This is a genomic window from Duganella sp. GW821-FHT01E12, assembly GCF_059422325.1.
In genome coordinates, this window is record NZ_JBWKWR010000002.1 from 610,655 (window position 1) to 634,047 (window position 23,393).

Sequence of the window (23,393 nt, forward strand, 5' to 3'; positions counted from 1 at the left end):
CAACCGGGAGCGTCAGTTGGCGGGTAACAGAAATGGCTGGTGGCTAGTCCGCGCGGGACCGCGTGCCGTCGCGGCCGCCGTGGCACTCGCCCTGACGCCGGCGCCGGCCGCCGCCGACGCCGACCCGTCCTCGCTGTACGCCCGCATCCTCGACGTGCGCGAACAAAGCAACTTCGTACCGGACAAGGCGCTGACGCAGCTGCTCAAGCTGCAGGCGGAAGCGGCCAACGCGCCGCCCGCCACCCAGGCCGAGCTGCTCAACCAGCTGAGCGTGGCCAATATGCGCGCCGGCCACAGCGACGCCGCGCTGGCCGCCGCCGACCAGCTGATCGCCTACGGCAAATCGCTGCACGACGACGCCATCGTCGCCAAGGGCCAGATGGCCAAGGGTTATGTGCTGTTCGACCGCGCCGAGGTCGACGCCTCGCACCAGCTGGCCTTCGACGCCGAGAAGACCGCCGCCACCAGCAGCAACCTGGCCCTGCGCTCGCAGATCGCGGTGAGCGTCGGCCAGACTTATGCCGAGCTGGGCAATTTCCCCGCCGCGCTGGTCAAGCTGCAGAACGGCGTCGACATGGCGCGCCAGGTGAACGACGATCCGGTGATCCTGTTCGGCGCGCTCAACGCGCTGGTCACGCTGTACACGCAGATGAAGGATTACGACAAGGCCTCCACCGCGCTGGAAGAGCTGCTGAGCGAAACCGAAAAACTGCGCTCGCCCGGCCGCATGGCGATCGCCAAGAACACCGAATACGGCCTGGCCATCGATTCGGGCCAGCCCAAGCGCGCCTTGCGCGCGCTGCTGCAAAGCCTGGACCTGGAGCGCAAGCTGGGCGCGGAGCGCATGATAGGCGTCACCCTGGTCAACCTGGCCGACAGCTACCTGAAGGAACACGACTATCCGCGCGCGGCCCAGTACGCGGCCGAGTCGCTACGCTCGACCCAGCTGACCAACGACAAATCGGTGGAGGCCACCGCCCGCGTCAACCTGGGCCAGGCCTACCTGGGCATGGGCCGCATCGCCGAGGGCAAGAAGCAGTACGAGGCCGGCATGGCGCGCTACGAGCAGGAGAACAACAAGCCCGATCTGCAAGCGGCCCTGCGCGAATATGGCGAAGCGCTGGAGCGGGTGGGCGACCTGGCGGGCGCGGTGTCGGCCTACCACCGCGAGCGCGCGCTGTCGAACGAGATGTTCGAGAAGCAGCGCCGGCAGGCCGTGCTGGAGCTGCAGGAAAAATACGAGACCGAGAAGAAGCAGCGCCAGATTCAGCTGCTGAGCAAGGAGAACCAGGTCAAGGGCGCCGAGATCGACAACCGCCGCCTGCAACAGCGCGTGTGGTGGCTGCTGGCCCTGGTGTTCGCGCTGGCGTCGATGGTGGTCGGGCTGTTGTACCGCAAGGTGCGCCACGCCAACGCCCAGCTGGAGGTGAAGAACCTGGAGCTGAAGGCGCAGTCCACGCTCGATCCGCTGACCTCGCTCTACAACCGCCGCCATTTCCAGGACTTCATGCGCGAGCGGCTGCACGGCGACCAGCCGCCGGTGGAAAAGCGCACGCTGCACGGCGACGACATCGTCGGCGCGCTGTTCCTGCTGGACGTCGACCACTTCAAGCACATCAACGACCGCTACGGCCACGCGGCCGGCGACGCCGTGCTCAAGATGATCGCCGAGAACCTGCGCGTGGTGCTGCGCGAGACCGACATGATCGTGCGCTGGGGCGGCGAGGAATTCCTGGCCTTCCTGCCGGCGATTCCGCGCCATGGCGTCGACGAGATCGCGCGCCGCATCCTGGTCGGCATCTCCTCGCAGGCGATCCGCTACCAGGAGCACGAGATTTCGGTGAACGTGTCGGTGGGCTTCTCGCCGTTCCCGCTGGCGCCGGCCAACGTGCCGCTGCCGTGGGAGCGCGCGGTCAACCTGGTCGACATGGCGCTGTACCTGGCCAAGTCGCACGGGCGCAACCGCGCCTACGGCGTGCGCGGCTTCGAGAACTTCCACCTGACCACGATGGAGGCGATCGAGCAGGATCTGGAGAGCGCGTGGCGGGCCGGCTATGTGGACCTGAGCGTGGTGCTGGGCGGCGAGCCGGAAACGCTGCCGCCGTCGCCGTCAGAGCACAGCAACGTGGTGCCGCTCAAGCAGGCGGCGCAGAAGAACGGCCACTGACGCTTATTTGGCGGGGCTGGACGCCTCGCGTTCGCGGGCTTTTTCCTGCATCTTCTCGCCGGCCTGTTCCAGCTTCTTGCCGGCCTGCTCGGTGGCTTGATTGAGCTTGTCGCCGGCGGCCTCGGTGGCCTTGTTGATCTGCTGGCTGGTTTCCTTGGCGGCGTCGGTGATCTGCTGGTTGGCCTGCTGCGCGGCCTCGGTCAGCTGGCGGCCGGCCTTGTCGGTGGCCTGATCGAGCTTGCGACCGGCGGTCTCGGCCGGGCCCGGGGCCGATTCATCCTTCTTCTGGCAGCCGCCCAGCAGCGCCAGCACCACCAAAGCGGCGGCCGCGCCGCGTACCGTTGTCATCGCCGTCATCGCCATCTCCTCAAGGAATCAAACATTCCCGACAGCATACAACGCCAGGCGCCGCAACGGCGCGCCGCTGAGGGCTTATTTGTAGATGCCCACGCCGATGATGTAGTCGCCGACCTTTTCGACGTAGGTGTTTTTCTCTTCGAGGTTCTTGCTGATCGAGTTGGGCCACATGTACTTGACCCAGCCCTTGCCGGCCGGGCTGGCGCCGATCTTGAGGAATTCCTTGATCGGGTAGACGCCGCCGGCGCTCAGCTCCATCAGGTTCTTGTTGACCATCTTGGGGTTCTGGCCGTGCGCCAGCGCCACGCCGGCCTTGTCGAACATGAACACATACAGGTCGCCCTGGATGAACTCGCCCTTGGGATCGTTGAACGCGGCCACCGCCTTGTCCTTGCCGTTCTTCTGCAGGTACTCGCCGGCGCGCTTGACCATCGCCACCGCCTCGTCGGCGGTGCCGCGCCTGGGCGCGTCCTGCGCCGAGACGACCCCGGTCAGGCTCAGGGTCAGTACCGCGGCCAACAACAACTGGAACAGATTCTTCATCATGCGTCTCCTAGGGGGTTGGCGCGCCGCGGCGGCGGGTGTCAGGTGATCTTCTTGGGCGGGGGTGGCGGCGTGAAAACGATGTTTTCCGATTCAGGTGCGCCGTCGAGGGCGTCGGACGCCTCCAGCCACTTCATCAGTTTTTCCATGCGGCGGATCAAGATGCCCTTGCTGCTGATGTAGCCCACCTGCTCGAAATTCTCGGGCTTGCTCACCATCTTGGACACGGTCGGCAGGTTCTCCGCCAGGCGCTCGAAGGCCTTGCGCGCCTTCTGCTCCCATTTGGCCAGATTGGGTTCGTTGAAACGGTTGCTCTCGTAGTAGATGGTCAGGGTGCGGTCGTGGTTGCCGAAGCCGACAATGGCCGCGCCCTTGCGCACCGTCTCCAGCACGTCTTCCTTGATGTTCGCGGTCGGCACGAACAACGCCGCTCGGCCGGTGGTGTCCGGTCGCTCCAGCGGCAAATCCTGTCCCATTATTACGCTCATCACGCTTCCTGTTGTTGTCGCCGGAGTTGCTGCTAGGCTATATTTGTGATTCTATATCGCGTCCCAGCCCAATACAAGGAGAAACCGCGCCGGCGTGGCGTAGCGGGTAATGGCGCCCGCTCTGCCCGTATAATGCGGGCTGATCCCTTTTGACCGCCGCCTCATGACGCCGCCCTCCCTCCCCGCCAGCTCCCGCTTCGGCGCCATTCCCGAACACGCGGTCGACACGGCCGAACGCAACGTGCGCGCCACGCTGGCGGTGGCCATCGAACACGCCGCCCCGCACGGCGCGCTGATCGTCTACGACACCCGAACCGACCTCAACCGCGCGCTGACCGAGGCCTACCGCCGCGTGGTGCCGGACGCCGAGTTCGTCGACTTCGACAGCACCACGCCGGAGCAGGTGCTGGCCGCCTTCGCCCGCCTGCACGCCGGCGACCTGGTGGTGCTGATCCAGTCGACCAGCTTCCGGCTGGAGGCGTTCCGCATCCGCATCGAACTGTTCAAGCGCGGGCTGAAGGTGATCGAGCATGTGCACCTGTCGCGCATGCCGGGCGAGCAGGGCTTGCACTACATCGCCTCGCTGGCCTACGACCCGGCCTACTACCGCGGCGTGGGCCACGCGCTCAAGGCGCGCATCGACCGCGCGCGGTGCGGCGTGGTCGACAGCGGCGACGGCGCGCGGCTGGTGTTCGGCTCGCCGTTCGAACCGGCCAAGCTCAATATCGGCGACTACAGCGGCATGAACAATGTCGGCGGCCAGTTCCCGCTGGGCGAAGTGTTCACCGAGGCGCGCGAGCTGGAGGCGGTCAACGGCCGGGTGCGGATCTTCGTGTTCGGCGACACCTCGTTCCTGGTCAACCAGCCGGCCACGCCGGTGACGCTGGTGGTTGAAAAGGGCCGCGTGGTGGGCGCCGAAAACGCCACGCCGGAATTCGACAACATGCTCGCCATCATCCGCGCGCACGAGGGCGAGGTTTGGCTGCGCGAGCTGGGCTTCGGCATGAACCGCGCCTTCTCGCGCGACTGCATGGTCAACGACATCGGCACCTACGAGCGCATGTGCGGCATCCACTTGTCGCTGGGCGCCAAGCACGGCGTGTACGCCAAGCCGCAGTTCAAGCGCAAGGACGCGCGCTACCACGTCGACGTGTTCGCCGTGACCGAGGCGGTCTACCTCGACGACGAACAGGTCTACCGAGACGGCGCCTGGCGGGTCGCTACCTGACCCCGCACTGCGGCCCGAAGGGGTCTGACCCCGGCGTCCGGGTTGCGGGTCAACGCTCAAGCAAGCCGGCGGCGGCCAGTTCACGGTCCCACGGCGGCACCGGCTGGTATTCGGCCACCAGGAAATCGATCAACGCCCGCACCTTGGCCGACGGCTGACGGCTGGCCGGATACAGCGCGCTCAGATGATTGAGCGGCAGCTCCCAGTCGGTCAGCACCGGCACCAGCGTGCCCTCCATCAGCGCGCGCCACGCCAGGAAAGTGGTGTTGTAGACGATCCCCAATCCGCGCTGCGCCGCCCGCTGCAGCACCACCCCGTTGTTCGCCGTGAACGCCGCCTGCACCCGCACCGTCTGCCGCTCCGCGCCGCGCGCGAAGTGCCATTGCGTGCCGTCGGTCAGGTGGCTGAAATGCAGACAGCGGTGCTGGTGCAGATCCTGCGGCGCCTGCGGCACGCCGTGGCGCGCCAGATACGCCGGCGACGCGCACAACACGCCGCGGCACGGCGCCAGCTGCCGCATCGCCAGCGCGTGCACGTCGGGGATGCCGCCCACCCGTATCGTCAGATCGAAACCGTGCTCGATCGGATCGAGCAGCGCGTCGTCCACGTACAGCAAGGGCGAGAGCTGCGGATGCGGCACGCTGAAGCGCGCCACCGCGTCGGCCAGCCACTCGCTGCCGAAACTGGACGGCGCCTGTATCCGCAAGGGCCCCGCCAGCTCGGCGCCGGCCTGGGTGGCCTGGCTCAGCGCCCGCGCCGCCTCCTGCGACTGCGCCACCGTCGCCATGCACGGCGCCAGATAGGCCTGGCCGGCGTCGGTCAGGCTCACCTCGCGGGTCGAGCGGTGCAGCAGGCGCGCCTGCAGCTTGTCCTCCAGCTGCAGGATATGCTTGCTGACCATGGCGCGCGTCAGCCCCAGCCGGCGGCCCGCCTCGCTGAAGCTGCGCTGGCGCGCCACCTCGATGAAAATCTCCATTGCCCGTAATTGATCCATATCACATTGTCTTCATTATGGAGACAATGTGTCAACCTTTTACGGATTGTCCGGCTCCGGTGCGCGCCCTACAATGCGTCATCCATCCCCGCACTTCGGAGCCCGCCATGCTGACAGACGCACAAAAACAACAATATCAACGGGACGGCTACATCGTCCTGCCCAACTTCAAGACGCCGCAGGAGATCGCCGCGCTGCGCGCACGCGCCGCGCAGATTGTCAACGATTTCGATCCCAGCGCCAGGTCCGGCATCTTCAGCACCGTCGAACAGGAAAAGACCAACGACGACTACTTCCTCGGCTCCGACAACACGGTGCGCTGCTTCTTCGAGGAAGAGGCCTTCGGCCCGGACGGCCGGCTGAAACAGGACAAGGCGCTGTCGATCAACAAGATCGGCCACGCCATGCACGACCTGGACCCGGTGTTCCGCGCCTTCTCCACCGACGTGCGGCTGGCCTCCGTGGCGCGCGACCTGGGCCTGGCCGACGCCCAGGTGTGGCAGTCGATGTACATCTTCAAGCAGCCCGGCATCGGCGGCGAGGTGCGCTGGCACCAGGACGCCACCTACTTCGACACCGATCCTGTCAGCGTGACCACCTTCTGGTTCGCGCTGGAAGACGCCACCCTGCAGAACGGCTGCATGTGGGCTGAACCGGGCGGCCACCGCGGCCCGATGCGCGAACGCTTCCTGCGCAATGGCGACGAAGTGCGCATGGAAAAGCTGAGCGACCTGCCGTGGCCGGACGACAGCACCGCCGTGCCGCTCGAATGCAAGGCCGGCAGCCTGGTATGCTTCCACGGCCTGCTGCCGCACTACAGCGCGCCGAACCGCTCGGCCGTCTCGCGCCACGCCTACACGCTGCACGTGACCGACGGCGCCACCGAATACTCGCCGCAGAACTGGATCCAGCGCGACGCCGCCTTCCCGGTGCGGGGCTTCCTGTAATGCGGATTCAGATTTTCGCCGCCCATTGGGGCAACAACGAACTGGCGCCGCAGGTGTTCATCGACCGCGTCAAGCAGGCCGGCTTCGACGGCATCGAAATGTCGCTGCCGCTGGACGCCGCCGCCCGAGACGACTGGACCGGCCGCATCGCCGCCGCCGGACTGGAACTGATCGCCGCCCAATGGGAGACGGTGTTCCACCCGACCTTCGAGCCGCACCGCGCCGCGCTGGCCGAACTGCTGCACAACGCCTGCGCGGCCAGGCCGCTGCACGTGAACTCGCACACCGGCAAGGACTACTTCACGCCGGCGCAGAACCGCGAGCTGCTGGAACTGGCGGCCGCCATCTCGCGCCAGCACGGCGTGCCTGTCGTGCACGAGATCCACCGCAGCCGCTTCAGCGGCCACCCGATGCTGCTGCTGCCTTACCTGGAGCAGATGCCGGAGCTTGAGCTGACGGCCGACCTATCGCACTGGTGCTGCGCCTGCGAATCGCTGCTGGAAGACCAGCCGCACACGCTGGCGGCCACGCTGCCGCATGTGCGCCACATCCACGCGCGCGTCGGCCATCCGCAGGGGCCGCAGGTGGCCGACTTCCGCGCGCCGGAAGCGCAGGCCGCGCTGCAGGCGCACCTGGCGTGGTGGGACGAGGTGATACGGCTGCGCCGCGCCGCCGGCGCGCAGCGCATGACGCTGACGCCGGAATTCGGCCCGGTGCCGTACACGCAAACGCTGCCCTACACGCAGAAGGAAGTGTCGAACGCGTGGGAGCTGAACGTGGCGATGCTGGAGCTGCTGCGCGGCCGTTATGCCTGAAGCGCCGGATCGTGCGGCGCCTGCATCGGCAGCATCAGCGTGACGGTGGTGCCGGCGCCGGGCTTGGAGTCGACCCGTATGGTCCCGCGCAGCACGCCGGTCACAATGTTATAAACGATATTCATCCCCAGCCCTGAACCGCCCTGTCCCAGCTTGGTGGTGAAGAAGGGATCGAATATCTTGTGCAGGGTGCCGGCGCTCATGCCGACGCCGTTGTCGGAAAACGTCAGCCTCACCGTGTCCACGCTTTCGCGCCGCGCCTCGATCGCGATGGCGCCGTGCTCGCGGCCGTCGAAGCCGTGCAGCAGCGCGTTGCCGATCAAATTGCTCAGCACCTGGCTCAAGCTGCCCGGATAGGAATCGAACTCCAGTCCCGGCGGCACATCGACGCGCGCCTCGCAGCCGTTGCGCCGCAGCTGCGCCGCGTAGGTGGCCAGCGTGTCGCGCACCACCTCGTCGAGCTGGAAGCGGCGCCGCTGGCCGCTGGCCTGGTCCACCGCCACCTGCTTGAAGGAGGTGATCAAATCGGCCGCCCGCGTCAGCGAGCTGCCCATGATGTCGCACGCCTTGCGGGCGTCGCGCAGGTGCGCCTCCAGCACCGAGCGTTTCAGCCCCCCTTCCGCCGCCAGGCGCCGTTCGAAATCGCGTACCATGTCGCTCAGGGCGCTGGCCGTCAGCAGGCTGTTGCCGATCGGCGTATTCAGTTCGTGCGCCACGCCGGCCACCAGCGCGCCCAGCGACGCCATCTTCTCCGACGTCAGCAGGTTGGTCTGCGCCTGCTTCAGCGTTTCGGCCACCACCGCCAGGTCGCTGCGCGCCTGCTCCACATTGGCCTTCTGCCGTTCCAGTTCGGCCAGGCTATATTCCAGCCCGTGCTTGGCGTCGACCACGCTCCGGGCCGACACCAGCAGCGCCGCGATCAGCGCGCTGATGATGAAGCCCGCCACGCCGATCAGCAGCACCGGCAGCGGCGAACTGCTGTATCGCCCGCCGCCATAGCCTTCGAAGCGCATCAGCCAGCGGCGCTGGCCCACCATCAGCTCCTTCTGCGACGCCAGGCCTTCCAGCGGCTCGCCGCGCGGACGGCGTATCCCCGCCATGCCGGCGCTGTTGTAGAGCAGCGTGTCGGCGCCGGACGTCCGGACTTCCTTCAGATCGAAATAACCGTCGTCGTCGATGCGCACGTGCAGGTGCTCCAGCAGCGGCCCGTCGATCACCTCGCGCATCAGCGTGCCGACGCGGAACACGATGGCGACGAAGCCGACCAGCGCGGCGCGCCGCTGATCGGCCGTCTGCAAGAGCTGGCCGCCGCGGTACACCGGGGCGCGCGCCACGAAGCCAGGTTCGCCGCTGGAGTCCTGCACCAGCGTGATGCGTTCGGTGGCGACGATTTCGCCGGTGTCGCGGCCCAGCTCCAGCGCCTTCAGGTGCGGCGGCAGCGCCGACAGGTCCAGGCCGAAGGCGTTCTCGTTGCCTTTCAGCGGCACGGTGTATTCGATGATGAAGTGCGGATCGCGCACGCTGGCCGGATGCACATGGAAATCGGGATAGCCGCCGGCCTCGATGGAGCCGTCGCCCCGGACGGCGGCGATGAACGGCGCCAGGCGCGCCTGCGGCACGGCGCGCACGAACTGGATCGCCTGGAAGCCGGGATAGCGCCGGTCCAGCTTGAGCTCCGCCACGAAGCGGTGGAAGCGCGGCCGGTCGATGTCCTGCTCCAGCGCGTACATGCCTTTGATGGCGAGCAGCACGTCGAAGTAGGTTTGCAGCCGCACCTCGGTGTCGTGCGCCACCTTCTCGGCGTCGCGCTGGAAGTTCGCCTGCACCTGCTGGCGCTGCGTCATGATCACCAGGCCGCAGGTGGCGGCGGTGACGCAGATACCTACGATGAACGCCAGGTAGCCGCGCGATCGCATGGCATGGCGGCGGCGTCTATGCCGCGATGTCCGGCGCTGCGCTGCCGGTGGCCGGATGGTCGCTGTAACGTTCGGCGATGGCCATGAATTCCTCTTCGATGGTCAGCATGGCGTCGACCACGTCGGGATCGAAATGCTCGCCGCTGCCCTGCCGTATCATCTCCATCGCCGTCTCGTGGGTGAAGGCCGGCTTGTAGACGCGCTTGGAGATCAGCGCGTCGTAGACGTCGGCCACCGCCATCAGCCGCGCCGACATCGGGATGGCGTCGCCCGCCAGCCCTTGCGGATAGCCGGAGCCGTCGTACTTCTCCTGGTGCGACCAGGCGATCTCGCGCGCGTAGCGCAGGAAGGTGTTGGTGTAGCCCAGATGGTGTTCGACGTTGACGATGGCGTCGCGCCCGTACACGGTGTGCAGCTTCATCACGGCGAATTCCTCGTCCGTCAGGCGACCCGGCTTGAGCAGGATGGCGTCCGGGATCGACACCTTGCCGATGTCGTGCAGCGGCGCGGCCTTGAACAGCGACTTGATATTGGCCTCGCTCAGCTCCTCCTTGAAGCGCTTGTGCGATTGCAGCTGGCGGCCCAGCGCGGCCACGTAGTGCTGCACGCGGCGCAGGTGGTTGGCGGTTTCGTATTCGCGCGTCTCGGCCAGCGAGGCCAGCGCCCAGATCATCGCGTCCAGCATCTGGCTCAGTTCCGCCGTCACTTCCTCGACCACGTGCTCCAGCAGGTTGCGCTGCTGCTTGAGCAGCTCGCGCGAATGGCGCAGCTGCAGATGGGTGTCGACCCGCGCGCGCAGCACGTCGGCGGCGATCGGCTTGTGCACCACGTCGGCGCCGCCGGCCCGGAAGGCGCGCGCCTCGTCGGCGTGGCGTTGCAGAAAAATGACAGGGATGTCGGCCGTGTCGGGGCTGGACTTGAGCTGCTGGCACACGCTGTAGCCGTCCATGTCGGGCAGCGCGGCGTCCAGCACCGCCAGGTGCGGGCGCGGCACCTGCTGCATGATGTCGAGCGCGGCGCGGCCGCTGTTGGCCAGCTTGACCTCGTACTGGTCCTGCAGCAGCCCATGCATCAGGATCAGGTTGTCCGCCGCCTCGTCGGCCACGAGCACGATGGCTTTTTTGATGTTCATCCGCCCCTACTCCCGCTATTGGTCTGTGTCGATAGCATCATAACCGAGGGATTTTGCCTGCAAAACATTTTTCTCGGCTAGCTTGCAATTGTATAGTGCACTATCTATACTGTGCACATGGATACCAAAACACCCCCCATCCCTTCCGCCGTGCCCCAGCTGGACGGCCAGCTGTGCTTTGCGCTGTACTCGACCTCGCTCGCGATGAGCAAGCTGTACCGCAAACTGTTGCGCGGCCTCGGCCTGACCTATTCGCAGTACCTGGTGATGATGGTGCTGTGGGAGAAAAACGAGCTGACCGTGTCGGAGGTGGGCGAGCGCCTGTTCCTCGATTCGGCCACGCTGACGCCGCTGCTCAAGCGCATGGAACAGGCCGAGCTGCTCACCCGCACCCGCGCCGCCAACGACGAGCGCCAGGTCATCATCTCGCTCACGCCGCACGGCGACGCGCTGCGCCACGAGGCGGCCAAGCTGCCGCCCTCCATCCTGCAAGCGACCAGGTGCACGCTGGACGAAGTGGTCGGCATGAAGCAGCAGCTCGACGCGCTGCGTACCAGCCTGATGTCCGCCAGCTGAGCGCGCCGATGACGACCTCCAACCCGATCTACACCCATCCCCTCCATTTGGCCGAGGCGCTGCGCAAGGACGGCTACGCAGTCATGCCGCCGCAGGACGTAGCGGCGCTGGCCGGCGTGACGCTGGCCGAGCTCAACGCGCTGGCGCCCAGTTGGGACGCGCTGGAACTGGACAACTACCTCAAGGACGGCGGCCGCTACCGGCGCCGGCGCCACTCGTGCTTCGTGCAGGACGGCGCCGAACTGACGCAGTCGCCGCACCGCGCCCACTGGCAGCCGCTGGAATACAACGCCCTGCACGGCGGCATGAACCGCCTGTTCGCGCCGATGCTGCCGGCCACCGTGGCGCAGCCGGCGTGGCAGGCGCTGGTGCGCGGCATCGGCCAGCTGTGCAGCGCCGCACGCGGCAACACCGGCCGCAGCAGCGCGCCGTGGTATGTCGAGGCGCACCAGTTCCGCATCGACACCACCGACGGCATCGGCCGGCCGACGCCGGAAGGCGCGCACCGCGACGGCGTCGATTTCGTCGCCGTGCTGCTGGTCGGGCGCGACGGGATCAAGGGCGGAGAGACTCGCATCTTTGAAGCCGATGGCCCCAACGGCAAGCGCTTCACGATGACCGAACCGTGGACCATGCTGCTGCTGGACGACGCCGCGGTGATCCACGAATCGACGCCGATCCAGCCGCTGGCCGACCACGGCCATCGCGACACGCTGGTGCTGACCTGGCGCGCGGGCGGCTTCCAGGGACAGGAAAGTCCCCCCTGAAGGGCTAAATCCGATATAGTCATATCAGCTAAAACGCATTCAGGAGGGTCGTCTGTGGACACCAGCTACGAAATCCAGCCCGACGAAATCGAGATCCTCATCGTTGAAGACAGTCCGACCCAGGCCGAGCGTCTGCGCCGGCTGATCCAGTCGATGCGTTACGGCGCCCGCGTGGCCGCCAACGGGCAGCTGGCGCTGGATGCGATCCGCGAGCGCAAGCCGCACCTGGTGCTGTCCGATATCGTCATGCCTGAGATGGATGGCTACACGCTGTGCCGCGCCATCAAGACCGACCCCGACCTGCGCGACATCCCGGTGATCCTGGTGACGTCGCTGATGGACCCGAAGGACATCATCCGCGGCATCGAGTGCGGCGCCGACAACTTCATCCGCAAGCCCTACGCCGAGGACTACCTGCTCAACCGCATCGGCCACATGCTGATGAACCAGAAGCTGCGCAAGAACCAGAACATGGAGATCGGCATCGCCCTGTACCTGGGCGACCAGAAGCACTTCATCAACGCCGAGCGCCAGCAGATCCTCGACCTGCTGATCTCCACCTACGAGCAGGCGGTGCAGGTCAACAGCGAGCTGCAGGCGCGCGAGCGCCAGGTGATCGAGCTGAACATGCGGCTGGCGCACCACGCGGGCGAACTGGAGACCATCAACCGCGAGATCGCGCTCAAGAACCTGGAGCTGGCCGAGGCGAGCCGCATGAAGTCGGCCTTCATCGCCAACATGTCGCACGAATTGCGCACGCCGCTCAACGCCATCATCGGCTTCACCGGCGCGCTGCTGATGAAGCTGCCCGGCCCGCTGACGGACGAGCAGGACAAGCAGCTCAACACCATCCGCACCAGCGCGCGCCACCTGCTCTCGCTGATCAACGACATCCTGGACGTGGCCAAGATCGAGGCGGGCAAGGTCACGCTGGAGCTGGAGACGGTGCAGTGCCAGCACCTGGTCAACGACGTGGTCGACACGCTGCGGCCGCTGGCGCTGCAGAAGGGGCTGGGGCTGGAGGTGACGCTGGCCGACGACGCCATCGTGCTGCAGACCGACCGCCGGGCGCTGACGCAGATCCTGCTCAACCTGGCCAACAACGCGATCAAGTTCACCGAATCGGGCCAGGTGCGGGTGGCGCTGTCGAAGCGGCCGGGCGACGGCCACGACACCATCGAATTCTCGGTGGCCGACAGCGGCGCCGGCATCCGCGAGGAAGACCAGGCCAAGCTGTTCCAGGCCTTCTCGCAGCTGGACTCCACCTCGACCCGGCACGCGGAAGGCGCGGGGCTGGGCTTGTACCTGTGCCAGAACCTGGCCAACCTGATCGGCGGCTCGCTGTTCTTCAAGAGCGATTTCGGGCAGGGCAGCACGTTCACGCTGGCGCTGCCGCTGCGCAGCGCCTGATCCGGCTTGACTTTTTTATACTGTAGAAACTTGGACACCGTAGTTCTACGGTATTGCACTGCAACATGAATCGGCATATAGTTGGAACTGTCTCCTCCAACCGTTCGCTGAACATTGGAATTCAGCCCGCACCGTCAAGGTAGCGGGCGTTTTTTTTGTCAGACGAGATCGAGCCGCCCGGCGCGCGGTAGCGACGGGAATACCTGCACCAGCTGCTTGTCGCCCAGGCGCAGGTGGCGCTCGGCGATGGTGGCCAGCACGGTGCGGAAATCGGTCGTCACCGGCAGGTCGCGGCCTTCGTTCAATTCCGCGTCGCCGACGCCGCGCCAGTCGCCCAGCACCTTGCCGCCTTTGACGCCGCCGCCCAACACCCACATCGCATTGCCATGTCCATGATCGGTGCCGCCGTTGCCGTTCTCGCGCGCGGTGCGGCCGAACTCCGACATCACCACGATGGTGGTCTGCTCGAACAGCGGCCCAAGCCGCTGCGCCAGCACCGCCAGCCCCTGTCCCAGCGGCTGCAGACGGTTGGCCAGCTGGCCGCGCGCCGAACCCTGGCTGGCGTGCGTGTCCCAGCCGCCCAGCGCCACGAAGGCCAATTGGATATTGGGGTCGTTGCGCATCAACGCCGCCAGCCGCGCCGCGTCGTCGGGGAAGCCGTTCGGCAAAGGCGCGCCGCCGTTCGCGGCCTGCATCTCCGCCGACATCGATCCTCCCATGCCGCCGCCGGCCATCTTGCCGGCCGCCGCGTCCATCACTTCCCGGTGCGCATCCTGGCCCTGCTGGTAGGCGGCGCCGAAGCGCGCGTTGTCCGCGTACAGCTGGTCGAAGGCCTTGCCCACAGCCGGCCGGTCCAGCACATTGGCCTTGGTGCCGGCCGCGCCGTTGGCCAGGTTGACCGCCGCCGCGTGGCCCGACAGGATGCGCGGCATGGTCGGGCCGATGCTCAACGCGCGCGTCGGCGTGGCGGTGCCGGGCAATGCCGCCACCAGCCGGTTCATCCAGCCATCCGCCGTGCTCTTGACGCCGGGCGTGGCCGATTCCATGTAGTCCTGCGCGTCGAAGTGCGAGCGCGTGGCGTCCGGCGAACCGCTGGCGTGGATGAAGGCCAGCTTCTTCTGCTCCCACAAGGGCAGCAACGGCGCCAGCGCCGGATGCAGGCCGAAGTAGCCGTCCAGGTTCAGCGCGCCGTTGTCCTCGCCCGGCCGGCCCAGCGCGATGGTCGGACGCAGGCGCGCGTAGTTGGCGTCGGCCACCGGCGCCACCACGTTCAAGCCGTCCACCGCGCCGCGCAGCATGACCACGATCAGCTTGCGGCCGGTGGCGTCGGCGTTTGGCGTGGCACCGGTAGCGGCGGTGGCGGCCCAGGCGTGGCGGCCCAGCGGTATCATCAGGCCGGCGCCGGCGGCCAGCGCGTTGAGGAAGTCTCTGCGTTGCATGGTGTTCTCCGTCAGGTGGTTAGCGCTGCATGAAATCGGGACTGCCCAGCAGCATGGCCGCGCGCAGTGGCGGCGGACTGCCGGCGATCGCGTCCCGCGTCTTCGGCGAGATCGAACCGGCCAGCGTGGCCTGCAAGGCTTGCGCGTCCAGCGCCGGCGACAGCTGCGTGGCGAAGGCGATGCGGCGGCTCAGCGCATCGGGATTGAGCCACGCGTCCTGCGTGTTCTTGTAGCCGTCCGGCGTCTGGCAACCGTACAGCGGCATGCCCAGGCGGTTCAACACGCCCAATGTCTGCTTGATGTCCGACGGCGCCGTGTCGCTGGCGCGCGCGGCCGAGATCACGTATTGATACGGCGTCTTGAACTTCGCGCCCACAGCTTCCGGCGCCATGAACTCCGCGCTGGCGAACAGGGTGCGCAGCACGCTGCGGATGTCGCCCTTGCTGTCGATGTAGGTCTTGGCCATGCGGTCCACCAGCGCCGCTGGCGGCTGGTCCTGCACGAAGTACTGCGCCAGCTGGTAGCTCAGGTGATGCGCGGTGGCCGGCAGCATCGCCAGCACGTCCAGTGCGTACTCGCCCTCCTCCTGCCCGCCGGACTTGATGCGGCGGCCCAGCCAGACCTTGTCGTCGCGGTCGTGGCGCGCGGGATCGAAGACGAAGGTGCGGTTGCGCTTCAACAGCTCGCGGTTGTCGTAGGTCCAGCCGGTCAGCATGCGCGCCAGCTCGGTCACGTCCTTCTGCGTGTAGCCGCTGTCGACGCCCATGGTGTGCAACTCCATCAGCTCGCGCGCATAGTTTTCATTCAGGCCGCTGCTCTTGGCTTTCTGGCCGCCCTGCTTTCTGCCGCGCGGGACGTAGCCGTTGGCGGTGGAGACCCAGTTGTCAAGGTAGTACAGCATGGCCGGATGGTGGGCGGTGGCGCCCAGCAGGTCGCGGAAATTCCCCAGCGCGTAGGGGCGGATCGCGTCCCGCTCGTAGCTGGCGATCAGCGCGCGGTCCACGCCTTTGCCGGAGAAGACGTTGAAGTGGTTGAACCAGAAATCGACCATCACCTCTTCCAGCTGGTTCGGGCTGTCGACGGCGCGGGCGATGCGCGCCTCCGCCGTCTGCTGCGCGATGGCGGTGACCACCTCGCGGCGCTTGGACTTGTCGCCGTCCGATTCGTCCTTGGCCATGGCGCGCACTTCCAGGTAACGCTTCATCACCACGCCGGCCGGCTCCTGCGCCGCATCCAGGCCGGCCAGGCGCGCACTCAGCGCCGGCGGCAGCGGCATGCCCGCATTGAGCTGCGTGTCGATGTAGCGCTGCACGCCCATCTGCGCCACCCGTTCGATGTCGCCCGGTTTGGGGCCGTAGGCGATGCGGTTGAGCACATGGGCGGCGGCCTGCTCGGGCGTCAGCGGCTCGGCGGCGATGGCGGCGGTCGCGGAGGCAGCCACGGCGGCCACGGCGATCCAGCGGGAGAAATTCATGGCGGCACTCCTGTCAAAAAATATATTTACTTTATAACGCAATATTGTTGCCCCTCAAACGACTGCCATGTATCGGTTGTAAGCGGCTGTTAGCGTTGCTTCACAAATAAATTAAACAACTGATTTAGTTATATCAATCGTTTAAATTATGTGTTGTAATGCCGCCCATGAACGCTAAACACACTTCCACCGATACCAGCCAGCCAGCCGACGACGGCCGCAAGCCACGTTCCGACGGCGAGCAGTCGCGCGAGCGGCTGCTGCTGGCGGCCATGCGCCTGTTTGCCGCACAGGGCTTTTCCAAAACCTCGACGCGCGAGATCGCCCAGGCGGCCAATGCCAACGTCGCCGCGATCAGCTACTACTTCGGCGACAAGGCGGGGCTGTACCACGCCTGCTTCAGCTTTATGTGCCAGCCGGAGCCGGACAACATCGCGCAGTTCGCGCAGCCGCACTTCACGCTGCGGCAGACGCTGGAAGGCTACTACCGGCAGATGCTGGCGCCGCTGACGGCGGGCGGCGATGCGCAGCTGATGCTGCGTTTGTTTTACCGGGAGATGCTGGAGCCGACTGGCCTGTGGCAGCAGGAGATCGACAACAACATCAAGCCGGAGCACCTGGCGCTGGTCGAGGCCCTGTGCCGTCACCTGGGCCTGGAGCGGCCCACCGACGATGTGCACCGGCTGGCCTATGCGCTGGTCGGCATGGCCGTGCAGATGATGGTCGGACGCGACATCATCGCCTCGATCACGCCGCACCTGCTGGATGGACCGGAAGCGATAGAAACGTGGGCGCAGTACCTGGTCGGCTTTGCCGAAGCCCTGGTGCTCGCCGAGAAATCCAAACTTCAACAAGGATGACTATGAAGATATTCCTACGCACGGCGGCATTGGCCATCGCCGCGTCGCTGAGCGCCTGCGCCACGCAGGCGCCGGCGCCGCACGTGGCTGCGCAAGCGCCCCAGCAATGGCAGGCGCCGTTGCCGCACAACGGCAGCCAGGCCGACCTGGCCACGTGGTGGAGCCGCCAGGCCGACGCGCTGCTGGTGCAGCTGATCGAATCGGCGCAGGCGGTCAGCCCGACCGTCGCCACGGCCGGTTCGCGCATCGCGCAGTCGCGCGCCGAGCGCGTGGCCGCCGGCGCCGCGCTGGCGCCGTCGCTGGACGCGACGGCCAGCGTCAACCGCTCCAACCAGCAATCGTCGCTGCCGATGGGGACCACCTCGCAGGCGGCCTTGCAGGCTTCGTGGGAGATCGATCTGTTCGGCGGCAACCGCGCCGCGCGCGACGCGGCGCAAGCGCGCCTGGACAGCGCCCACGCCGGCTGGCACGATGCCCGCGTCTCGGTGGCGGCCGAAGTGGCCAACCAATACTACGGCCTGCGCGCCTGCGAGCAGCTGCTGGCCGTGGCCAAGCAGGACGCCGTCTCGCGCGCCGACACCGCGCGCCTGACGGAGCTGAGCGCCAAGGCGGGCTTCCAGTCGCCGGCCAGCCTGGCGCTGGCCCGCGCCAGCGCGGCCGACGGCAGCAACCGCTACCTCACGCAGCGCGCCGCGTGCGACATCAACGTCAAGGCGCTGGTGGCGCTGACCGCCGTCGCCGAACCTGAGCTGCGCCGCAAGCTGGCCGACGGCGCATCTGCCGCCGCAGGCGCCGCCGCCACTGCGCCGACCATCGCCATCGCTGAACTGCCGGCGCAAACGCTGGCCCAGCGGCCCGACGTCTTCACCGCCGAACGCGCAGTGACCGCCGCCAGCGCCGATGTCGGCAGCGCGCAGGCGCAGCGCTATCCGCGCCTGGCCTTGTCCGGCTCCATCGGCTACGGCAACTTCCGCGCCGGCGGCGTCAACACCGGCACCGACACCTGGACCATCGGCCCGGTCTCGATGTCGCTGCCGATCTTCGACGCCGGCAAGCGCCGCGCCAACGTCGACGCGGCCAGCGCCCGCTACGACGCCGCCGTCTCCAGCTACCGCGCCGCCGTGCGCCAGGCCGTGAGCGAAGTCGAACAGGCGCTGGTCAATCTGGACGCCACCGGTGCCCGCGCTGCCGACGCGCAGGCCGCGCTGGACGGCTACCGCGTCAACTTCACCGCAGTGGAAGACCGCTACAAGAACGGGCTGGCCAGCCTGTTCGAACTGGAAGACGCGCGCCGCACCCGTCTGGGCGCCGAACAAACCGTCATCAACCTGCAGCGCGAACGCAGCGCCGCCTGGGTCGCGCTGTACCGCGCGGCCGGCGGCGGCTGGACCGCCCCGACCGACGGCGCCCCCGCCGTCGCCAGCGCCAACTAAGGACAAGAGCCAACATGAATAACCTGAAAACCAATCTGAAGCCCGTCGCCTACGCACTGCTGGCGGTATTCGTCATCGGCGGCGCCGGCATGGCGTTCTACCCGTCCGCCACCCAGGCCGCCGACGACAAGAAGGCGGAAACCGCCAAGCCGGCGCTGACCGTCACCACCACTAAGCCCTCGGCCGCACGCCTGCCGATCAAGCTGGCCGCCAACGGCAACGTCGCCGCCTGGCAGGAGGCCAGCGTCAGCACCGAAACGAACGGCTTGCGCCTGACCGAAGTGCGCGTCAACGTCGGCGACGTGGTCAAGGCTGGCGATGTGCTGGCCGTGTTCTCGGCCGATACCGTCAACGCCGACCTGGCCCAGGCCAGGGCCGCCGTGCAGGAGGCCGAAGCCAACGCCGCCGACGCCGTCGCCAACGCGGCCCGCGCGCGCACGCTGCAAAACACCGGCGCCCTGAGCGCGCAGCAGATCAGCCAATACACCACCGCCGAGCAGACCGCCAACGCCCGCATCGCCTCGGCCAAGGCGGCGCTGGCCAGCCAGCAGCTGCGCCTCAAGTACACCAAGGTGGTGGCGCCGGACAGCGGCATCATCTCCGCCCGGACCAACAACGCCACCGTGGGCGCGGTCTCCGGCCCCGGCACGGAGCTGTTCCGCATGATCCGCCAGGGCCGCCTGGAATGGCGCGCCGAAGTGGTGGCCTCCGACCTGCGCAACCTGAAGACCGGCACCGGCGCCGTCGTCAAGGCCGCCAACGGCAGCGAGGTGACCGGCAAGGTGCGCATGATCGCGCCGACCGTCGATGCGCAGACCCGCTCCGCGCTGGTCTACGTCGACCTGCCGGCCAGCGCCGGCGCCAAGGACGCGCCGTTCAAGGCCGGCATGTTCGCCAGCGGCCAGTTCGAACTGGGCACGTCGGACGCGATGACGGTGCCGCAGCAGGCCATCGTGGTGCGCGACGGTTTCAGCTTCGTGTTCCGCCTCAACGCCGACCAGCATGTCAGCCAGATCAAGGTGCAGCCGGGCCGCCGCCTGGGCGACCGCATCGAGGTGCTGGGCGGCCTGACCGCCGACACGCAGGTGGTGGTGCGCGGCGCCGGCTTCCTCAACGACGGCGACCTGGTACACAACGTCGCCGAGACCGCGCCGGCCGCCAAGCTGGCCGCGAAGTAAGGACGCGCCATGAACTTCTCCTCCCTATCGATCAAGAACCCGATCCCGGCGATCATGCTGTTTGCCCTGCTCACGCTGGCCGGGCTGCTGGCCTTCAAGGCCAATCCGGTGCAGGACTTCCCGGACATCGAACTGCCCATCGTGACCGTCACCGCCACGCTCGACGGCAGCGCGCCGGCCCAGCTGGAAACCGAAGTGGCACGCAAGATCGAGGATTCGGTCGCCACGCTGCAAGGCATCAAGAACATCTACACCACGGTGCTGGATGGCGTGTCCACCACCACCGTCGAATTCATTCTTGAGAAGCCGATCTCCGACGCCGTCAACGAGGTGCGCGACGCCGTGGCCCGCGTCAAGGCCGACATGCCGGCCGAACTGCGCGACCCGACCGTGACCAAGGCCTCCACCGCCGGCCGCGTGATCATGACCTTCACCGCCGCAGCGGCCAAGACGCCCGGCGAGAAGATGGACAACCAGGAACTGAGCTGGTTCGTCGACAACGCCGTCTCCAAGCGCCTGCTGGCGGTGCCCGGCGTGGGCGCGGTCAAGCGCGTGGGCGGCGTGAAGCGCGAGATCCGCGTGGAGCTCGACGACGCCCGCATGGCCGCGCTGCGCGTGTCGGCGCTGGACGTGTCGCGCCAACTGCGCCTGGTGCAGAAGGAAGCGCCGGGCGGACGCGGCGACGTCAGCGGCGCCGAGCAATCGGTGCGCACCATCGCCACCGTGCAGAGCGCGGCCTCGCTGGCCGCGATCGAACTGCCGCTGACCGACGGCCGCCGCGTGCGCCTCGACCAGGTGGCCACCGTGACCGACACCGTCTCCGAGCCGCGCGCCATCGCGCTGCAGGACGGCGTGCCGGTGATCGGCTTTGAAGTCTTCCGCACCAAGGGCGCCAGCGAACTGGCCGTCGCCAAGGGCGCGCGCGCCGCCGTCGCCGAACTGGCTCGCGCCAATCCGCGCGTCGAACTGAAGCCGGTGATCGACAACGCCTTCCCGGTCGAAGAGAACTTCAACGGCTCGATGGAGCTGCTGTACGAGGGCGCGCTGCTGGCGGTGCTGGTGGTGTGGTGGTTCCTGCGCGACTGGCGCGCCACGCTGGTGGCCGCCGCCGCGCTGCCGCTGTCGGTGATGCCGGCCTTCCTCGGCCTGTACCTGTTCGGCTACACGCTCAACACCGTCACGCTGCTGTCGATGGCGCTGGTGGTGGGCGTGCTGGTGGACGACGCCATCGTTGAAATCGAAAACATCGCGCGCCACCTGCGCATGGGTAAAACTCCGATGGAGGCGGCGATGGAAGCGGCCGACGAAATCGGCATGGCGGTCATCGCCACCACCTTCGCACTGGTCGCCGTGTTCCTGCCGACCGCCTTCATGGGCGGCGTGCCCGGCCTGTTCTTCAAGCAGTTCGGCTGGACCGCCGTGGTGGCGGTGCTGGCGTCGCTGGTGGTGGCCCGTCTGCTCACGCCGATGATGGCGGCCTACATCCTCAAGCCGGTCGTCCACGCCGAGGAAAAAGACGGCTGGCTGATGACGCGCTACATCCGCGTGATGCGCTGGTGCCTGTCGCACCGGCTGGTGACGGCCATCGCCTCGGCGGCCTTCTTCATCGGTTCGATCATGCTGGTCGGCCTGCTGCCGACCGGCTTCGTGCCGGCCGCTGACCGCGCGCAGACCCAGATCAACCTGGAACTGCCGCCCGGCTCCACGCTGGCCGAAACCCGCGTGGTCGCCGAGCGCGCCCGCAAGGCCGCGATGGAAGTCAAAGGCATCAAGGCGGTGTTCAGCTCCATCGGCGGCGGCTCCAGCGGCGACGCCTTCGCCCCCGGCACCGCGGCCGAGGCGCGCAACGCCGTGCTGACGCTGACCACCGCGCACCGCAACGACCGCAAGGAATCGATGGCCGACCTGGAAGGCGAAATCCGCCAGAAGCTCAGCGCCATTCCGGGTGCCCGCTTCAAGGTCGGCCCGCCGGACAACGGCGTCAAGATGCAGCTGGTGCTGCGCAGCGAAGACCCGGTGGCGCTGAAGGAAACGGCGCAGAAGGTGGAGCGCGAAATGCGCACGCTCAAAGGCGTAGGCAACGTGCGCTCCAGCGCCTCGCTGGTGCGGCCGGAGATCATCGTCACGCCGGACTTCGCCAAGGCCGCGGACCTGGGCGTGACCGCCGCGTCCATCGGCCAGACGGTGCGCGTGGCCACCGCCGGCGACTACGACACCGACCTGACCAAGATGAACCTGCCGGAACGCCAGGTGCCGATCCGCGTCAAGCTGCCGGACGCCGTGCGCGCCGACCTGGAAGCGATCGGCCGCCTGACGGTGCCGGGCAAGAACGGCCCGGTGCTGCTGGCGACCGTCGCCACCATCACGATGGAGAGCGGCCCGGCGCAGATCAATCGCCTCAACCGCAGCCGCAACGTGACGCTGGAAGTGGAGCTGGGCAAGCGCTCGTTGGGCGAGGTGAACACCGAGGCGCGCGCGCTGCCGACCATGATGAACCTGCCGCCGTCGGTGCGAATCGCGGAGCTGGGCGACACCCAGGAGATGGCGTCGTTGTTCGCCAGCTTCGGCATCGCCATGCTGATCGGCGTGGTCTGCATCTACTGCGTGCTGGTGCTGCTGTTCAAGGACTTCATGCAGCCGGTGACGATTCTGTTCGCGCTGCCGCTGTCAATCGGCGGCGCCTTCGTGGCGCTGCTGGTCACCGGCCGCGCGCTGTCGATGCCGTCGATGATCGGCCTGATCATGCTGATGGGGATCGTTACAAAGAACTCAATCTTGTTGGTTGATTATGCTATTCTGGCGCGTCAGGAAGGCATGAGCCGTTTCGAAGCCCTGGTCGACGCCTGCCACAAGCGCAGCCGCCCGATCCTGATGACCACCATCGCGATGGGCGCCGGCATGATGCCGTTGGCGCTGGGCTGGGGCGCCGATCCGAGCTTCCGTTCGCCGATGGCGATCACGGTGATCGGCGGCTTGATCACGTCGACGTTACTGAGCCTGTTGGTGATACCGGCAGTGTTCACCTACATCGACGATCTGGAACATCTGCTCAAACGCCTGATGGGCAAGCTGCGCCGCGAACCGGCGCCGGCGCCTGAAGCAACCGCGCCGCCGCTGCGCAAGGTCGCCGGCGGTGGCCACTAACTTAGGAGATCATCATGGAATATGAAGTCAAGGATTTGCCGGCGGTGCGAGTAGCGTACCTGCGCTACAAAGGCCCGTTCGGCGCGCCGATCGGCGAGTTTTGGAAGGAGGTGTTCACGCCGTGGCAGAAGGCCTTCGGCCTGGTGAACAAGGTCACCTACGGCGTGGCGCAGGACGATCCGGGCACCACGCCGCCGGAGCAGTGCCGCTACGACGCCTGCGTGGAAGTGTCGGCCGACTATCCGGTCAAGGAGCCGGCCAAGGAGGCGACCATTCCTGGCGGCCGCTATGCCGTCGCCAGGTTCAAGGGCACGGGCGACCAGGTGCCGCAGGTATGGGGCGAGTTCTTCGGCCAGTTGCAGGCCGAAGGCAAGGTGGTCGCCGGCTCCTGCTTCGAGCGCTATCCGGCCGACTACGCGATGGACCCGGCCACCGGCGTGTTCGAAGCGGAGCTGTGCATTCCGGTCAAGTAAGCCACGCAACATCCGCCGGTCTTACACTTCCAATTTCATCAGTGCCGCTCTG

General features: G+C 67.4%; 20 protein-coding genes. 12 read left to right on the plus strand and 8 right to left on the minus strand.

Features of this window, described 5'->3' with window-relative positions:
* Positions 1 to 154: 154 nt before the first annotated feature.
* Positions 155 to 2,167 carry a tetratricopeptide repeat-containing diguanylate cyclase gene (locus AC07WS_RS07985; RefSeq protein WP_494728937.1) on the plus strand — a complete coding sequence of 671 codons (2,013 nt, stop codon included), beginning with the start codon at positions 155 to 157 and terminating at the stop codon, positions 2,165 to 2,167.
* A 3-nt stretch (positions 2,168 to 2,170) separates the two neighbouring features.
* On the opposite strand, the gene AC07WS_RS07990 is transcribed toward AC07WS_RS07985, so the two are convergent.
* The 3 genes from AC07WS_RS07990 to AC07WS_RS08000 all read right to left on the minus strand — a co-directional run bounded on the left by AC07WS_RS07990 (position 2,171) and on the right by AC07WS_RS08000 (position 3,555).
* On the minus strand, positions 2,171 to 2,524 hold the full coding sequence (locus tag AC07WS_RS07990) for a F0F1 ATP synthase subunit B family protein (protein WP_494728522.1): 354 nt from the start codon (positions 2,522 to 2,524) through the stop codon (positions 2,171 to 2,173).
* A 75-nt stretch (positions 2,525 to 2,599) separates the two neighbouring features.
* Positions 2,600 to 3,070, minus strand: a complete 471-nt coding sequence (locus tag AC07WS_RS07995; RefSeq protein ID WP_494728523.1) for a cache domain-containing protein — start codon at positions 3,068 to 3,070, stop codon at positions 2,600 to 2,602.
* Between the two features lie 38 nt (positions 3,071 to 3,108).
* Positions 3,109 to 3,555 (minus strand): hypothetical protein, encoded by a 447-nt coding sequence (locus AC07WS_RS08000; protein ID WP_494728524.1) that lies wholly within the window; start codon positions 3,553 to 3,555, stop codon positions 3,109 to 3,111.
* Positions 3,556 to 3,718: 163 nt separating this feature from the next.
* Between AC07WS_RS08000 and AC07WS_RS08005 the strand changes: the two genes are divergently transcribed.
* Positions 3,719 to 4,783, plus strand: a complete 1,065-nt coding sequence (locus AC07WS_RS08005; RefSeq protein ID WP_494728525.1) for a M29 family metallopeptidase — start codon at positions 3,719 to 3,721, stop codon at positions 4,781 to 4,783.
* A 49-nt stretch (positions 4,784 to 4,832) separates the two neighbouring features.
* Here AC07WS_RS08005 and AC07WS_RS08010 read toward each other — a convergent pair whose 3' ends face one another.
* Positions 4,833 to 5,777, minus strand: coding sequence for a LysR family transcriptional regulator (locus AC07WS_RS08010; protein ID WP_494728526.1), 945 nt, complete (start codon positions 5,775 to 5,777; stop codon positions 4,833 to 4,835).
* 107 nt (positions 5,778 to 5,884) lie between these two features.
* On the opposite strand from AC07WS_RS08010, the gene AC07WS_RS08015 reads away from it, so the two are divergent.
* Together AC07WS_RS08015 and AC07WS_RS08020 are read left to right on the plus strand one after the other, a co-directional pair.
* Positions 5,885 to 6,724: a phytanoyl-CoA dioxygenase family protein gene (locus AC07WS_RS08015; protein ID WP_494728527.1), complete on the plus strand. Its 840-nt coding sequence runs from the start codon at positions 5,885 to 5,887 to the stop codon at positions 6,722 to 6,724.
* Complete coding sequence (locus AC07WS_RS08020) at positions 6,724 to 7,539, plus strand: sugar phosphate isomerase/epimerase family protein (RefSeq protein ID WP_494728528.1); 816 nt, start codon at positions 6,724 to 6,726, stop codon at positions 7,537 to 7,539. Before AC07WS_RS08015 ends, AC07WS_RS08020 begins: the two co-directional genes overlap by 1 nt.
* Here AC07WS_RS08020 and AC07WS_RS08025 read toward each other — a convergent pair.
* Both AC07WS_RS08025 and AC07WS_RS08030 read right to left on the minus strand, forming a co-directional pair.
* Positions 7,530 to 9,455 (minus strand): CHASE domain-containing protein, encoded by a 1,926-nt coding sequence (locus AC07WS_RS08025; RefSeq protein WP_494728529.1) that lies wholly within the window; start codon positions 9,453 to 9,455, stop codon positions 7,530 to 7,532. The two genes, AC07WS_RS08020 and AC07WS_RS08025, sit on opposite strands and share 10 nt — an antisense overlap.
* Before the next feature lie 16 nt (positions 9,456 to 9,471).
* The gene (locus AC07WS_RS08030; protein ID WP_494728530.1) at positions 9,472 to 10,587 is read right to left on the minus strand and encodes an HD-GYP domain-containing protein; all 1,116 of its coding nucleotides are present in this window, start codon (positions 10,585 to 10,587) and stop codon (positions 9,472 to 9,474) included.
* Between the two features lie 117 nt (positions 10,588 to 10,704).
* On the opposite strand from AC07WS_RS08030, the gene AC07WS_RS08035 reads away from it, so the two are divergent.
* The 3 genes from AC07WS_RS08035 to AC07WS_RS08045 are packed head-to-tail and all read left to right on the plus strand — an operon-like array spanning position 10,705 to position 13,340.
* Positions 10,705 to 11,163, plus strand: coding sequence for a MarR family winged helix-turn-helix transcriptional regulator (locus AC07WS_RS08035; RefSeq protein WP_494728531.1), 459 nt, complete (start codon positions 10,705 to 10,707; stop codon positions 11,161 to 11,163).
* 8 nt (positions 11,164 to 11,171) lie between these two features.
* Entirely contained in the window at positions 11,172 to 11,930 is a 759-nt protein-coding gene (locus AC07WS_RS08040; protein WP_494728532.1) for a 2OG-Fe dioxygenase family protein, read from the plus strand.
* Positions 11,931 to 11,984: 54 nt separating this feature from the next.
* Positions 11,985 to 13,340, plus strand: a complete 1,356-nt coding sequence (locus AC07WS_RS08045) for a hybrid sensor histidine kinase/response regulator (RefSeq protein ID WP_494728533.1) — start codon at positions 11,985 to 11,987, stop codon at positions 13,338 to 13,340.
* A gap of 158 nt (positions 13,341 to 13,498) precedes the next feature.
* Here the strand turns inward: AC07WS_RS08045 and AC07WS_RS08050 are convergent, their stop codons facing one another.
* Both AC07WS_RS08050 and AC07WS_RS08055 read right to left on the minus strand, forming a co-directional pair.
* Complete coding sequence (locus AC07WS_RS08050; RefSeq protein ID WP_494728534.1) at positions 13,499 to 14,779, minus strand: DUF1501 domain-containing protein; 1,281 nt, start codon at positions 14,777 to 14,779, stop codon at positions 13,499 to 13,501.
* 19 nt (positions 14,780 to 14,798) lie between these two features.
* Positions 14,799 to 16,253, minus strand: a complete 1,455-nt coding sequence (locus AC07WS_RS08055; RefSeq protein ID WP_494728535.1) for a DUF1800 domain-containing protein — start codon at positions 16,251 to 16,253, stop codon at positions 14,799 to 14,801.
* 167 nt (positions 16,254 to 16,420) lie between these two features.
* Between AC07WS_RS08055 and AC07WS_RS08060 the strand changes: the two genes are divergently transcribed.
* From AC07WS_RS08060 to AC07WS_RS08080, 5 genes are read left to right on the plus strand one after another with little or no spacing between them, the layout of a single operon-like run.
* A complete protein-coding gene (locus tag AC07WS_RS08060) occupies positions 16,421 to 17,113 on the plus strand; it encodes a CerR family C-terminal domain-containing protein (RefSeq protein ID WP_494728536.1) in 693 nt (230 codons plus the stop codon).
* A 2-nt stretch (positions 17,114 to 17,115) separates the two neighbouring features.
* A complete protein-coding gene (locus AC07WS_RS08065; protein ID WP_494728537.1) occupies positions 17,116 to 18,546 on the plus strand; it encodes an efflux transporter outer membrane subunit in 1,431 nt (476 codons plus the stop codon).
* Positions 18,547 to 18,560: 14 nt separating this feature from the next.
* Positions 18,561 to 19,724: an efflux RND transporter periplasmic adaptor subunit gene (locus tag AC07WS_RS08070; RefSeq protein WP_494728538.1), complete on the plus strand. Its 1,164-nt coding sequence runs from the start codon at positions 18,561 to 18,563 to the stop codon at positions 19,722 to 19,724.
* A 9-nt stretch (positions 19,725 to 19,733) separates the two neighbouring features.
* The gene (locus tag AC07WS_RS08075; RefSeq protein WP_494728539.1) at positions 19,734 to 22,868 is read left to right on the plus strand and encodes an efflux RND transporter permease subunit; all 3,135 of its coding nucleotides are present in this window, start codon (positions 19,734 to 19,736) and stop codon (positions 22,866 to 22,868) included.
* 14 nt (positions 22,869 to 22,882) lie between these two features.
* Positions 22,883 to 23,341 (plus strand): AraC family transcriptional regulator, encoded by a 459-nt coding sequence (locus AC07WS_RS08080; RefSeq protein ID WP_494728540.1) that lies wholly within the window; start codon positions 22,883 to 22,885, stop codon positions 23,339 to 23,341.
* The last annotated feature ends 52 nt before the right edge of the window (positions 23,342 to 23,393 follow it).